At 66.8% G+C, this 13,613-nt stretch carries 13 protein-coding genes and 1 tRNA gene; 6 read left to right on the forward strand and 8 right to left on the reverse strand.

The window, feature by feature from the left end:
- Positions 1-57: 57 nt before the first annotated feature.
- Both CA236_RS14615 and CA236_RS14620 read right to left on the reverse strand, forming a co-directional pair.
- Positions 58-729, reverse strand: a complete 672-nt coding sequence (locus tag CA236_RS14615; RefSeq protein ID WP_046407223.1) for a spermidine synthase — start codon at positions 727-729, stop codon at positions 58-60.
- Positions 726-1,097, reverse strand: coding sequence for a DUF6481 family protein (locus CA236_RS14620; protein ID WP_125946132.1), 372 nt, complete (start codon positions 1,095-1,097; stop codon positions 726-728). Before CA236_RS14620 ends, CA236_RS14615 begins: the two co-directional genes overlap by 4 nt.
- 129 nt (positions 1,098-1,226) lie before the next feature.
- Here CA236_RS14620 and CA236_RS14625 point away from each other — a divergent pair, with 129 nt between their 5' ends.
- The 4 genes from CA236_RS14625 to CA236_RS14640 are packed head-to-tail and all read left to right on the forward strand — an operon-like array spanning position 1,227 to position 4,077.
- Entirely contained in the window at positions 1,227-1,541 is a 315-nt protein-coding gene (locus tag CA236_RS14625; RefSeq protein ID WP_125946133.1) for a hypothetical protein, read from the forward strand.
- 9 nt (positions 1,542-1,550) lie between these two features.
- Entirely contained in the window at positions 1,551-3,170 is a 1,620-nt protein-coding gene (locus tag CA236_RS14630) for an NAD(P)/FAD-dependent oxidoreductase (protein ID WP_125946134.1), read from the forward strand.
- The gene (locus CA236_RS14635) at positions 3,167-3,706 is read left to right on the forward strand and encodes a pseudouridine synthase (RefSeq protein ID WP_046407218.1); all 540 of its coding nucleotides are present in this window, start codon (positions 3,167-3,169) and stop codon (positions 3,704-3,706) included. The genes CA236_RS14630 and CA236_RS14635 overlap by 4 nt, the downstream gene beginning before the upstream one ends.
- Complete coding sequence (locus tag CA236_RS14640) at positions 3,703-4,077, forward strand: reverse transcriptase-like protein (RefSeq protein WP_125946135.1); 375 nt, start codon at positions 3,703-3,705, stop codon at positions 4,075-4,077. Before CA236_RS14635 ends, CA236_RS14640 begins: the two co-directional genes overlap by 4 nt.
- Here the strand turns inward: CA236_RS14640 and CA236_RS14645 are convergent.
- Positions 4,064-5,662, reverse strand: coding sequence for a peptidase dimerization domain-containing protein (locus CA236_RS14645; protein WP_241212679.1), 1,599 nt, complete (start codon positions 5,660-5,662; stop codon positions 4,064-4,066). The genes CA236_RS14640 and CA236_RS14645 overlap by 14 nt on opposite strands.
- 111 nt (positions 5,663-5,773) lie before the next feature.
- Here CA236_RS14645 and CA236_RS14650 point away from each other — a divergent pair, with 111 nt between their 5' ends.
- Positions 5,774-7,219: an FAD-linked oxidase C-terminal domain-containing protein gene (locus tag CA236_RS14650; RefSeq protein ID WP_241212680.1), complete on the forward strand. Its 1,446-nt coding sequence runs from the start codon at positions 5,774-5,776 to the stop codon at positions 7,217-7,219.
- A 50-nt stretch (positions 7,220-7,269) separates the two neighbouring features.
- Here the strand turns inward: CA236_RS14650 and CA236_RS14655 are convergent, their stop codons facing one another.
- From CA236_RS14655 to CA236_RS14670, 4 genes are read right to left on the reverse strand one after another with little or no spacing between them, the layout of a single operon-like run.
- Positions 7,270-7,722: a MaoC family dehydratase gene (locus tag CA236_RS14655; protein WP_125946136.1), complete on the reverse strand. Its 453-nt coding sequence runs from the start codon at positions 7,720-7,722 to the stop codon at positions 7,270-7,272.
- Complete coding sequence (locus CA236_RS14660; protein ID WP_125946137.1) at positions 7,722-9,575, reverse strand: biotin carboxylase N-terminal domain-containing protein; 1,854 nt, start codon at positions 9,573-9,575, stop codon at positions 7,722-7,724. Before CA236_RS14660 ends, CA236_RS14655 begins: the two co-directional genes overlap by 1 nt.
- A 5-nt stretch (positions 9,576-9,580) precedes the next feature.
- The gene (locus CA236_RS14665; RefSeq protein ID WP_125946138.1) at positions 9,581-11,176 is read right to left on the reverse strand and encodes a carboxyl transferase domain-containing protein; all 1,596 of its coding nucleotides are present in this window, start codon (positions 11,174-11,176) and stop codon (positions 9,581-9,583) included.
- Between the two features lie 9 nt (positions 11,177-11,185).
- Entirely contained in the window at positions 11,186-12,355 is a 1,170-nt protein-coding gene (locus CA236_RS14670) for an isovaleryl-CoA dehydrogenase (RefSeq protein ID WP_125946139.1), read from the reverse strand.
- A gap of 93 nt (positions 12,356-12,448) precedes the next feature.
- Between CA236_RS14670 and CA236_RS14675 the strand changes: the two genes are divergently transcribed.
- On the forward strand, positions 12,449-13,351 hold the full coding sequence (locus CA236_RS14675) for a LysR family transcriptional regulator (RefSeq protein WP_164518953.1): 903 nt from the start codon (positions 12,449-12,451) through the stop codon (positions 13,349-13,351).
- 137 nt (positions 13,352-13,488) lie between these two features.
- Here CA236_RS14675 and CA236_RS14680 read toward each other — a convergent pair.
- Positions 13,489-13,565: transfer RNA gene (locus tag CA236_RS14680), tRNA-Met, on the reverse strand.
- Positions 13,566-13,613: the final 48 nt, after the last annotated feature.

Consider the following 13,613-nt stretch of genomic DNA (forward strand, 5'->3'; position numbering starts at 1 on the left):
TCATGCGGAGATGTTCGGTTTAGCGCCGTTCTGGCGCAATCTACGTAATGGTACCGATCAGTCCCGGCGGGCGAACCAGATGATGTGTGTCGCGCCCTTTCCGTTGTCGCGCGCTTTCACGCGCACCTCGTCAACGCTGAAGCCGACGCTGCCCAGACGGCGCGCAAATACCGGGTCGGGCGCGGCGGACCAGACCGCCAGGATCCCACCGGGTCGCAAGGCGCGCCATGCTGCCTCAAGCCCGCGAACAGTGTAGATACTGTCGTTCGCCGGACGGGTCAGGCCGTCCGGGCCGTTATCGACGTCAAGGAGGATCGCATCATAGCCGCCCGTCTGGCGGCGGATGATGTCACCCACGTCGCCCATTTCGAGCGCGACGCGCGGATCATCGAGGCAGCCGTCGGTCAGGTCCACCATCGGGCCGCGCGCCCATTCGATGATGCCGGGCACCAGTTCAGCGACGACCACGCTGGCGTCCTTGCCGACGAGGCCAAGCACCGCGCGCAGCGTGAAGCCCATGCCATAGCCGCCAATCAACAGCCGGGGCGCGGGGCGGCCGACGAGCCGCTGGCATGCCAGCGTGCCGAGCGCCACCTCAGAGCCGCTCATCCGCGTGCTCATCAGCTCGTTACGCTCGAGCACGATCATGAAGTCTTTGCCGCGGCGGAACAGTCGCAGCGGCGGACCGCCCGGCACCTCGGCGATGCCGACCAGCTCGCGCGGGGTCACTTGCGTTGGCGAGCCTTGCGCGCGGCGTAGCGCGCGTCGCGCGCCGCCTTCAGCTCGGCCGCGGTCGGGATGTGGGGCACCGGCGCCGCACGGCGCGCGGCTGCGGCCCGCTCAGCTGCTTCGTCGGCCTCGGCCTGTGCCTTGGCCCGCTGCTCTGCCTTGGCGGCCTTTTCGGCCTCGATCGCGGCCTTGTGGGCTGCCCGGCGCTCGGCCGCAGCGGCCTCCTTCGCGGCAAGCGCGGCCGCGCGGGCCGCGGCTGCCTCTGGATCCGGCGCCGTCTTGGTGCGCTGCTTTTCGACAGCGCGCTGCTTCGCGGCGCGCGAAGCGGCCGCACGATCATTGAACGTGGGGAGTTTGAAACCTGCCATATGCCCGCCCGCTTAGCAGAAACTGCCGATCATGGAAGAAAGAGTTTCCAAAGCTGCAATCGCTCCCTAGTCTCTATTCCCTTTGGCGTCTGCCTGATTGGCGGCCCCACGATGGTTCAAGATCGGCGCATGGCGAAACGAAAGCGCTACCTCACGGCGACCATGGCCGACGGCTATGTGAAGACGATCGGGCCGACCAATGCCCCCTTCACCCATTATTGGCGGCTGGTGGCGTATCTGCCCGGCGGCAAGACGGAGGTATTCTGGGGTCATGCCAAGTCGCTGAAGGAGGCGACCGGCAAGAAAGCCGCCAGCGAGGAAGCGGCACGGCAGCGCGGCTGGGAACGATATGAGTTCGAGGTCGCGGCACTGGAAGAGACCACGGGACCAGACGGGAGAACCGAGCGGGATCAGCCGTCTGGCGCTCGTCGACCGGCGGTGTAGAGCGCTGGCATGCTACGCATCAGTGAACTGAAACTGCCGCTACACCATGCCGACGAGGCGCTGCCGGCCGCGATCTGCCGCCGGCTGCGGATCACGCCGCGCGAGTTGATCCGCTATACGATCGCCCGGCGCGGCCATGATGCGCGCGACAAGAACAACATCGCGCTGGTCTATTCCATTGATGTCGCGGTGAAGAACGAGGCGACGGTACTCGCCCGCTTTCGCCGCGATCGCGATATCCAGCTGACCCCGGACACCCGCTACCACCTGCCCGCCGCGCCGCCGGCCGGTACAAGACGGCCAGTAGTGATCGGTGCTGGGCCATGCGGCCTGTTCGCCGCCCTGATCCTGGCGCAGGCCGGCCACCGACCGATCGTGCTGGAACGCGGCAAGGTGGTGCGGGAGCGGACCAAGGACACATGGGGGCTATGGCGGCGTAGCGTGCTGAACCCCGAGTCAAACGTACAGTTCGGCGAGGGCGGCGCCGGCACCTTTTCCGATGGAAAGCTGTACAGCCGGATCAAGGATCCCCGGCACCTCAACCGCAAGGTACTGACCGAGTTCGTGAAGGCCGGTGCGCCGCCCGAGATCCTGACCGAAGCGCATCCGCACATCGGCACCTTCCGCCTGGTCACCATGGTCGAGAGCATGCGCGCTTCGATCGAGGAGCTTGGCGGCGAATATCGCTTCGGCACCCGAGTCGACGGGCTGGACGTGCAGACGAACGCGGCCGGCGAGCGGCAGGTGCGCGGGCTGCACTTGCATGACGGATCGTATCTGGAGGCCGATCATGTCGTGCTGGCGATCGGGCACAGTGCGCGCGACACTTTCGCCATGCTGCACGCTGCGGGCGTCCATGCCGAGGCGAAACCCTTTTCGATCGGTGTCAGGATCGAGCATCCGCAACCATGGATCGACCGCGCCCGCTTCGGCCATGAGGCCGGAAATGCGATCCTGGGTGCGGCGGAATATCACATCTCGCATCACTGCTCGAACGGGCGCACCGTCTACAGCTTCTGCATGTGTCCGGGCGGCACCGTCGTCGCCGCCACTTCGGAGGAAGGGCGGGTCGCCACCAACGGGATGAGCCAATATTCCCGCAACGAGCGCAATGCGAATTCCGGCTTCGTCGTCGCGATCGATCCGGCGCGCGACTATCCGGGCGACCCGCTGGCCGGGATCGCGCTGCAACGCCAGCTGGAGGAGCAGGCGTTCGTGGCTGGCGGATCGAACTACAAGGCGCCGGCGCAGCGGGTGGGAGACTTCCTGGCCGGTCGCCCCTCCACGTCGCTTGGATCGGTGACGCCGTCGTACAAGCCCGGCGTCGAGCCGACCGACCTGTCGCTATGCCTGCCCGATTTCGTCATCGCCGCGATGCGTGAGGCGCTGCCGGTGTTTGGACGCCAGATCCGCGACTATGACCATCCCGATGTCGTGATGACTGGCGTGGAGACGCGCACGTCGTCGCCGGTGCGCTTCACCCGCGGCGAGGATGGCCAGAGCCTCAACACCGCCGGGCTGTTCCCCGCTGGCGAGGGCGCTGGCTACGCCGGTGGCATCCTGTCCGCGGCGGTGGACGGCATCCGAACGGCCGAAGCGGTTGCCCAAAGCATCGCCGCAGCGCGATGACGCTGCTGCTGTTCAACAAGCCGTATGACGTGCTGAGCCAGTTTACCGATCGCGGCTCCCCCACCAAGCGCGCCACGCTGTCGGACTTCATCGATGTGCCGGGCGTCTATCCCGCGGGCCGCCTTGATCGCGATAGCGAGGGGCTGCTGCTGTTGACCGATGACGGCCGGTTGCAGGCGCGCATCGCGGATCCGCGCTTCAAGCTGGCGAAAACCTATCTGGTGCAGGTGGAGGGTGAGCCGGCGGGTGACGCACTCGACGCGCTGCGCGGCGGGGTGAGGTTGAAGGACGGACCGACGCGCCCGGCAGAGGTGGAGCGGATCGATCCGCCAGCGATCTGGCCGCGCGATCCCCCGATCCGCTTTCGCGCCAACATAGCCGATTGCTGGCTGCGGCTGACCATTCGCGAGGGCCGCAACCGGCAGGTCCGCCGGATGACTGCGGCGGTCGGTCACCCAACGCTGCGGCTGGTGCGCTGGCAGATCGGTGACTGGTCGCTGGGTGATCTCGCCCCCGGCGCCTATCGCCGCGCATGAAGATCTACTTCGACGGCGGGATGCGCCCGCTGCCCGCGGGCATGGAGATTGCAGTGGTCGCTGGCGGGCGCGCGCACGTCACGCGTCAGCTTGGCGCGGGGACGAGCATGGAGGCGGAGTGGCTGGCGCTGATCGCCGCCGCTCGCCTTGCCCTCGCGCAGGCGTATCGCGAGTCCATCCTGCTCGGCGACTGCCTGCCCGTCATTCGCCAGGCAGGGGGACGCGCGCGCACGCCGCCGGCGCTGCGCCACCACCTGCTGACCTTTCAGGCGCTGGTGCCGCCGGGCAGCGCCCTCAGGCTGCGCCACATAAAGCGGACACAGAACCTCGCCGGGATCGCGCTGGAAAAGGGCTGTTTCACGGCTGGGTGATCGACGGCCACTTCACCCCGATCTGGTCCAGATAGGTCCGGTGCTTCGCGGGGTTGTAGTAGAACGGGCGCATCCGCTCCCGATAGGCGCCCATGATATCGGCGTTCATCTCGATATAGGGTTTCTCGTTGGTCAGGACGGGCTGATATTTGACGTCCTTCGTCTGGACCTCGGTGAAATAGGCCTTGGCATCGGCAAGCAACCGGGGATCAAGGAACAGGTCCAGCATGGTCATCGCCATCGCCTTCGCCCCGGCAATCGCCCCCTTGTGCGCGATCGGCGTCGCCATCGCGATGGCGTTTGACCAATTGTGCCCGGGAAGGTTCGGGATGTTGGATGGATAGCGGATCGTAATCGTCGGCCGGGTCCAGGACACGTCGCCGATGTCGTCCGATCCGCCGCTCTTGGGCTCGGCATCTGGCGGGGTCAGCTTGCCCAGTTCGGTGTCGAGCCCGGTCTCCTTGCCCCCGACCAGCTTCTGCACCGCGCGAGCGAATTGCTGCTCCTCCGCCGTCCATGTCGGCAGACCGATCTTCTGCATGTTGGCATAGGCCGCCTCCGCCATCGGGCGGTTCATGTGCTGCGGCGCTGCGGTGCCGATGATGCGGTGGCTGACCGTCGTGTCGGTCATCATCGCGGCGGCATTGGCGATCTTGGTGCCGATCTCGAAATTCTTGTGGATGTCCGCGAAGCTCTGTTCGCGGAAATAATACCAGACGGTCGCCTCCGAGGGCACGACGTTGGGGAAGTCACCGCCGTCCTTGATCACATAGTGGGAGCGCTGCTCAGGTCGCAGATGCTCGCGGCGGAAGTTCCAGCCGGCGTCCATCAGTTCGACCGCGTCCAGCGCACTGCGGCCGCGCCACGGGGCGCCCGCGGAATGCGCCGATTCGCCTGAGAAAGTGTAGAGGACGGACACGCCGCCTGTCCCGCTCGGCTGTCCCCAGTTGGTGGCGAGGTTGGAGCTGACATGGGTGAAGAGGACCGCGTCGGCATCCTTGAACAGACCGTCGCGCACGAAGAAGGCCTTGGCGGCAACCGGCTCCTCCGCAACGCCGGGCCACAGCATCAGCGTGCCCGGGATCTTCTCACGCGTCATCAGTTCCTTGACCGCGATCGCGGCGGCGATGTTCACCGCCTGGCCGGAATTATGCCCCTCGCCGTGGCCCGGTGCTCCAGCCACCAGCGGCTCGCGCCAGGCGACGCCCGGCTTCTGGCTGGCCTTGGGGATGCCGTCGATGTCGGAGCCGACCGCGATCACCGGGCCGCCGCTGCCGTTGGTCCAGGTCGCCGTCCAGGCGGTGGGGATGCCCGCCACGCCGCGCACCACCTTGAAGCCGTTCTTTTCGAGAACCGCAGTGATGTAGCGCGAGGATTCGACCTCCTGCATGCCCAGTTCGCCGAAGCTGAACAGGGAATCGACCATCTCCTGAACCATCTTCGCCTGACGATCGACCTTCGCCGCTGCCTCCGTCTTCAGCGCGTCCAGCCTTGCCGGGTCGACCTGAGCCGCTGCGGGGGAAGCGGTGGCGAGGTGGAACACGCCGGCGAGAAGAGCGGCACGAAGCATGGGGCGAGCGGTCAAAGAGCGGTCCTTTCGCGAGAAGGACGCAAGGATGGCGGATCGAGGGGGTAAAGCAACGACGCCGGTCGCGGCGGGGCAGGCAAATCGGCGCGACGGCCATAGCCATCGCGCATGACCGCGGTTCTCATCGGGCCGCTTTCGGGGCAGGATCGGGGGATGCACCACGCCCCTTCCCCCGCCCGTCCGCCACTTGCCCCGGCCTTTCTCGAAGCGGCGCGGGAGCGGTTCGGCCACCAATGGCATGAGAGCGGCGCGATGCTGGCGCAACATGGCCGCTCAGAGGCACATTTCGGCCCCGCTCCTCCGGACGCGGTATTGTTCGCCCGCAGCACGCAGGATGTCGTCGATCTGGTCCAGCTGTGCACCGCGCATGACGTGCCGATCGTGCCCTTTGGTGCCGGCACATCGATCGAGGGCAATGCGCTGCCGATCCATGGCGGGGTCAGCGTCAACATGTCGGATATGAACGCGATCCTCGCTGTCCATGCCGAGGATTTCGACTGCACCGTTCAGGCGGGGTGCCGGCGCGAGGAATTGAACCTGCACCTGCGCGACATGGGGCTGTTCTTCCCGATCGACCCCGGCGCCAATGCCACGATCGGCGGCATGGCGTCGACGCGCGCCAGCGGCACCAACGCGGTACGATATGGCACGATGCGCGAGGCGGTGCTGGCGCTGACCGTCGTCACGCCCGATGGGAAGGTCATCAGGACCGGCAGCCGGGCGCGCAAGTCGGCCGCCGGCTATGACCTGACACGGCTGTTCGTCGGCGCCGACGGAACACTTGGGATCATCACCGAAGTGACGCTTCGGCTGCATCCGATCCCGGAGCAGATTTCCGCCGCGGTCTGCGGCTTCGCGACGTTGCAGGGGGCGGTGGATACGGTGGTTCAGTCGATCCAGTCGGGCGTGCCGCTGGCGCGGGTCGAACTGCTCGACGTGATGCAGATCCGGGCGGTCAATCGCTGGTCGAAGCTGGACCTACCGGAGACGACGACCCTGTTCTTTGAATTCCATGGATCGCCCGCCGGCGTCGCCGAACAGGTCGCGACGGTGGAGGCGCTGGCGGCGGAGAATGGCGTCGGCGATTTCGCCTGGTCGACGCTGGCGGAGGAACGCGCGCGGCTGTGGAAGGCGCGGCACGAGGCCTATTGGGCGGCGGTGAACCTGCGGCCCAATGCGGTCGGCTGGTCAACCGACGTGTGCGTACCGATCAGCCGGCTGCCGGCGTGCATCCTGGCGACCCAGGCGGATCTGGCGACGTGCAGCGTGCCGGCGACGATCGTCGGCCATGTCGGCGACGGCAATTTCCACGTCATCTTCTCGATCGACCCGACGTCACCCGACGAACTGGCGGAGGTCGCCGCGGTCAATGCGCGGATCGTGGAGCGCGCGCTGGCGATGGACGGCACCTGTACGGGCGAGCATGGCATCGGCCTTGGCAAGCAGGACTGGCTGGTCGCCGAACTGGGCGATGCCGTCGACATCATGCGCATGCTGAAGCGGACGATGGACCCGAAGAACCTGTTCAACCCGGGCAAGATCTTCGCGCTCTAAAGGATCGCTGGTGCGCCGGCAGGTGACCGCCGGCGCACACCAGAACCCGCTCAGGCGGTCGATTTCTTGATCAGCGCCGAGCGCAGGCACTGGCAGACGACCTCGTCACGCTGGTTCAGCAGCCGGTGCGCGAAGGTAACGATGCCGGCCCCAGGGCGCGAGCGGCTTTCCTTCAGTTCATGCACCTCGCTCTCGGCGCGCAGCGTGTCGCCGATGAACACCGGCTTCGGCATGACCAATTTGTCATAGCCGAGATTGGCGACCAGCGTGCCGAGCGTGGTGTCGCCGACCGATAGCCCCACCATCAGCGCGAAGGTGAAGGTGCCGTTGACGAGGATCTGGCCGAACTCGCTAGCCCGCGCCGCCTCCACATCGAGGTGCAGGGGCTGCGGATTGTGGGTCATGGTGGAAAACAGGAGGTTGTCCGTTTCCGTGACCGTTCGGCGGATCTCATGTACCAGACGGTCGCCCACCTGCCATTGATCGAAATAGCGTCCCGCCATCAGCCCTCTCCCACTTCGATCCGCGCCAGCAGCGTGCCTTCGGGCACCTGCTCACCAGCCGCCACCTTCAGCGCGCCGACCACGCCATCGAACGGCGCGAGCAGTGCCTGCTCCATCTTCATCGCTTCCAGCACCAGCAGCCGCTCACCACGGGCGACCGCCTGCCCTTCCTTGACGAGAACCGCGATGACCCGGCCGGGCATCGGTGACATGATCGCGCCATCGCCCTCACCTGTGCCGCCCGCATGATCCGCGCGCGGCAGGCCGAAGGACCATGCCTCGCCGTCGAGATACAGCACATCGCCGTCGATCGTGGCGGCCGGTGCGACGGTACGCTCGACCAGATAGGGCGTGCCGTCGACCTCCACCTCCACGCGCCGTACCGCCGGGGCATTGGCGCGGAAGCCGACCAGATCCTGCCACGGATCGCCGCTCGGCGCCGGCACGATCGCGGCAGCCGCCGCCTGAAGCACCGATTCCGACGGCGTCGCGCCGGGGATCAGCCGGTCGGCATGCCGCTCGATGAAGCCGGTATCGATCCGGCCGGCGACGAAATCACCGTCCGCAGCGGCGCGCGCGAGGAAACCGGCATTGGTGCGCACCGGCCAGACCTGAACCTGCCGCGCGGCGTCGGCCAGCTTCGCGGCGGCGGCGGCGCGGGTGTCGCCATGGACGATCAGCTTGGCGATCATCGGATCGTAGAAGGGCGTGACCTCCCCGCCTTCCTCGACGCCGCTGTCGATGCGAACGCCCGCGGGGAAGCGCAGCCGGTCGAGCGGGCCGGTGGAGGGAAGGAAGCCGCTGGCGGGATTTTCCGCGTAGAGCCGTGCCTCCATCGCCCAGCCGTCGATCGCCAGATCCTCCTGCCGCAGCGGCAGCGGCTCACCCGAGGCGACGCGCAGCTGCCATTCGACCAGATCCTGCCCGGTGATCGCTTCGGTCACCGGGTGTTCGACCTGAAGCCGCGTGTTCATTTCCATGAACCAGATGCGATCCGCGCGTAGCCCCTCAGAGCCGTCGGCGATGAATTCGATCGTACCCGCGCCGACATAATCGACCGCCTTGGCGGCGCGCACCGCCGCGTCGCAGATCGCGGCGCGGGTTTCCGGGTCCATGCCCGGCGCCGGCGCTTCCTCGATCACCTTCTGGTGGCGGCGCTGCAGCGAGCAATCGCGTTCGAACAGATGGACCACATTGCCCATTGTGTCGCCGAACACCTGCACCTCGATATGGCGGGGCGACAGGATGTATTTTTCGATGAGCACGCGATCGTCACCGAACGAGGCCGCGGCCTCGCGCTTGCAGCTTTCCAGCATGGTGTGGAAATCGGCCGCGGCGTCGACCTTGCGCATCCCCTTGCCGCCGCCGCCGGCGACCGCCTTGATCAGCACGGGGTAGCCGATCGAATCCGCCTCCGCGCGCAAGCGGTCGGGCGACTGGTCCGCGCCGAGATAGCCGGGGGTGACCGGCACGCCAGCGGCGATCATCCGTTCCTTCGCCGCATCCTTCAGCCCCATGGCGCGGATGCTGGCCGGCGGCGCACCGACCCAGACGAGGCCGGCGGCAACCACTGCCTCGGCGAATTCCGCATTTTCGGACAGGAAGCCGTAGCCGGGGTGGATCGCCTGTGCGCCGGTTGCGCGCGCGGCGTCCAGCAGGCGGTCCTGCCGCAGATAGCTGTCGGCAGCGGCGGCGGTGCCGATGCACACCGCCTCATCCGCCTCGCGCACGAAGGGCATGCCGGCATCGACGTCGGAATGGACCGCGATGGTGCGGATGCCGAGGCGGCGCGCGGTGCGGATGGTGCGGCGCGCGATCTCGCCACGATTGGCGATAAGGAGACTGTCGATCATGGCCATTACATCCGGAACACGCCGAAGGACGGCGTCTGAGGGATCGGCGCGTTCAACGCCGCGGAGAAGGCAAGGCCCAGCACGTCGCGGGTCTGCACCGGATCGATGATGCCATCGTCCCACAGCCGGGCGGTGGCATAATAGGGATTGCCCTCATCCTCATATTTCTGGCGGATCGGCGCCTTGAATTGCTCGGCCTCCTCCGGCGTCCACGTCTCGGCATCGCGGTGCACCGTGGCGAGCACGCTGGCGGCCTGCTCGCCACCCATCACCGAGATGCGCGCATTGGGCCAGGTGAACAGGAAACGCGGGCTGTAGGCGCGGCCGGCCATGCCGTAATTGCCCGCGCCGAAGCTGCCGCCGATCAGCACGGTGATCTTGGGCACCGAGGCAGTGGCGACGGCGGTGACGAGCTTGGCGCCATTCTTGGCGATCCCCTCCGCCTCATATTTGCCGCCGACCATGAAGCCGGAGATGTTCTGCAGGAACAGCAGCGGCACGCGCCGCTGACAGGCCAGTTCGATGAAATGCGCGCCCTTCAGCGCGCTTTCGGAGAACAGCACGCCATTGTTGGCGAGGATCGCCACCGGCATGCCCCAGATGCGGGCGAAGCCGCAGACGAGCGAGGTGCCGTAGAGCGGCTTGAACTCATGGAATTCGGAGCCGTCGACGATCCGCCCGATCACCTCATGCACGTCATAGGGCGCGCGCACGTCCTGCGGCACGATGCCGTAGAGGTCAGCGGGGTCCAGCCGCGGGGGCACGGGGGCGGTGATTTCGATATCGATCGCCTTGGGCCGGTTGAGCGTGGCGACGATGTCGCGCACGATCAGGAGGGCATGTTCGTCATTCTCGGCGACGTGATCGACGACGCCGGACTTGCGCCCGTGCGTATCCGCGCCGCCCAGTTCCTCGGCCGAGATGACCTCGCCCGTCGCGGCCTTCACCAGCGGGGGGCCGGCCAGGAAGATCGTGCCCTGGTTGCGCACGATGACGCTTTCGTCGGACATCGCCGGGACATAGGCGCCGCCGGCAGTGCAGCTGCCCATCACGCAGGCGATCTGCGGAATGCCCTTCGCGGACATCTGCGCCTGGTTGAAGAAGATGCGACCGAAGTGATCGCGGTCGGGGAACACCTCCGCCTGGTGCGGCAGGTTCGCCCCGCCGCTGTCGACCAGATAGATGCACGGCAGATGATTTTCCTGCGCAATCTCCTGCGCGCGCAAATGCTTCTTCACCGTCATCGGGAAGTAGGCGCCGCCCTTCACCGTGGGATCATTGGCGACGATCATGCACTCGCGGCCCGACACCCGGCCGATGCCGACAATCATGCCGGCGCCCGGCGCGCCATCGTCATACATGCCGTTGGCGGCCAGCGCGCCGATCTCAAGGAACGGCGAGCCGGGATCGAGCAGCCGCTCGACCCGGTCGCGCGGCAGCAGCTTGCCACGCGCGACATGGCGGGCGCGATGCTGCTCCGACCCGCCGAGCGCGGTGCGGGCGATGGTGGCGCGCAGATCGTCCGCGAGCGTGCGATTGTGCGCGGCGTTGGCCTGGAAATCGTCGGACGACGCCGACACCTGCGTTGCGATACGTGGCATGGCCGCTCCCTATTGCGCGCGCGGCGCGTCGCCGGCGACCAGCTCACGGCCGACCAGCATGCGACGGATTTCATTGGTACCGGCGCCGATGTCGAGCAGCTTGGCGTCGCGCCAATAACGCTCGACCGGCCAGTCACGGGTATAGCCTGCGCCGCCCAGCGCCTGGATCGCCTCGCCCGCAACCTTCACCGCATTCTCGGACGCCAGCAGGATGCAGCCGGCGGCATCGAAGCGTGTCGTTTGCCCCGCGTCGCACGCCTGGGCGACCGCGTAGCAATAAGCGCGCGAGGAATTGAGCGCGACATACATGTCCGCCACCTTGGCCTGCATCAGCTGAAAGTCGCCGATCGGCCGGCCGAACTGCTTGCGCTCCCGCACATAGGGCAGCACCACGTCGAGGCAGGCCTGCATGATGCCGATCTGGATGCCCGACAGCACCACGCGCTCATAATCGAGGCCGGACATCAGCACTTTGACGCCGCCGTTCAGCGGCCCCATCACCTGGTCATCGGACACGAAGCAATCGTCGAACACCAGCTCCGCCGTGGGGGAGCCGCGCATGCCGACCTTGTCGATCTTCTGCCCGATCGAGAAACCGGGGAAATCCTTTTCAATCAGGAAGGCAGTGATGCCTTTCGAGCCGGCGTCGGGCGCGGTCTTGGCATAGACGACCAAGGTGTCCGCATAAGGCGCGTTGGTGATCCAGAATTTGGTGCCGTTCAGGCGCCAGCCGCCATCGACCTTGTCGGCGCGCAGCTTCATCGACACGACGTCTGAGCCGGCACCCGCCTCCGACATGGCGAGGCTGCCGACATGTTCGCCGGAGATGAGCTTGGGCAGATATTTCGTCTTCTGCTCCTCGCTCGCCCAGCGGCGAATCTGGTTCACGCACAGGTTGGAATGCGCGCCATAGCTGAGGCCGATCGCGGCGGAGGAGCGGCTGACTTCCTCGCAGGCGATCAGATGTTCGAGATAGCCGAGGCCAAGGCCGCCGTCCTTTTCCTCGACCGTGATGCCGTGCAGGCCAAGCGCGCCCATTTCCGGCCACAGATCGCGCGGGAAGCTGTCCTCCGCATCCACGCGCGCGGCGATCGGCTCGATCCGGTCGAGCGCAAAGCGCCGCGTGGTCGCGCGGATCGTGTCCGCCATTTCACCCAGCCTGAAATCCAGATCCGCCATGTCAGCCTCCGATCGATCCTTTGGCGGCAACCTAGGATCAGCGAGGACATTTGGAAAATTGAAAGCGCGGGAAGCACGTTATAGATGCGCTCTATGATCGAGCGCTATCACCTACGCTATTTTCTCGCGGTGGTGACGACCGGCAATTTCTCGCGGGCGGCGGCGGCATGCAATGTGTCCCAGCCGACGCTGTCGGTAGGGATCGCGAAGCTCGAGAAGCTGCTGGGCGGGCCGCTATTCAGTCGCACCAACCGGCGCGTGGCGCTGACCGATGCCGGCGCCAAGCTGCTGCTTCATGCGCGGACGATCGAGGCGGGCTTTGCCGCAGCGGAGCGCGACGTCGCGGGCAGCAGCGCGCCGCAGACGCTGCGGCTCGGCGTCCTGACGACGATCGCCCGCCGCTGGATCGAGGAACTGCTCGGCGACGCGGACTTGTTTCGCGATGGCGCGCGGATCGAAATCGTCGAGGGCAGCGAACGCGACCTGCGCGGCCGCCTCGGTCGAGGCCGCATCGACGCTGCAGTGACGATCCTGCGGGAGGGTGATGCGGGTGGCGCTGCCCAGCGGCTCAACCGCGAAAGCTACCAGCTCGCTTTGAGCCGTAACCACCGGCTGGCGGCACGCCGCACGGTGCGGGTCGAGGAACTGATGAACGACGCGATGATCCTGCGCCGTCAGTGCGAATTGCTGCCGGAAACGAGCCGCTTCTTCACCGCTCACGGCGTCCGCCCCTTCTTTGCGGCGCGGACTACCAGTGAGGCCAAGGCGGTGAGCTACGTCAGAGCTGGGTTGGGCGTCACCATCATGCCCCGCACCTTGGCGGAGCCGGGCATCATAATGGTCCCGCTGGAGGGGTTCGACTTCACGCGTGACGTTTCGCTCTTGTGGGCACCGCACATGCAGGCAGAGCGGGGCCGGCGGACGTCGTTGACCGCGGCGTTGGAACGCATTGTCCGCGCTGATTCCGACGAGGACAGCTTTGCGCGGCCGCTCTAGTCGGACGTGGAAGACGTCGGCCTGCCGCAGCTGAGCGAGGCTAGTTGCCGCGCCGGAGCTGGTGCGTTCTCAGGGCACTGGCCGGACCGTACAAACGACAACGCCGCCCCGAAGGGCGGCGAGCGTGTGTGTGTATTTGGTTGCGGGGACAGGATTTGAACCTGTGACCTTCAGGTTATGAGCCTGACGAGCTACCGGGCTGCTCCACCCCGCGACACTGTGTTTTTGTCCGTTTTGGAAACACGAACGCCTCCGTGATTAG

This window comes from Sphingomonas sp. ABOLG (assembly GCF_003950435.1).
GTDB lineage: Bacteria > Pseudomonadota > Alphaproteobacteria > Sphingomonadales > Sphingomonadaceae > Sphingomonas > Sphingomonas panaciterrae.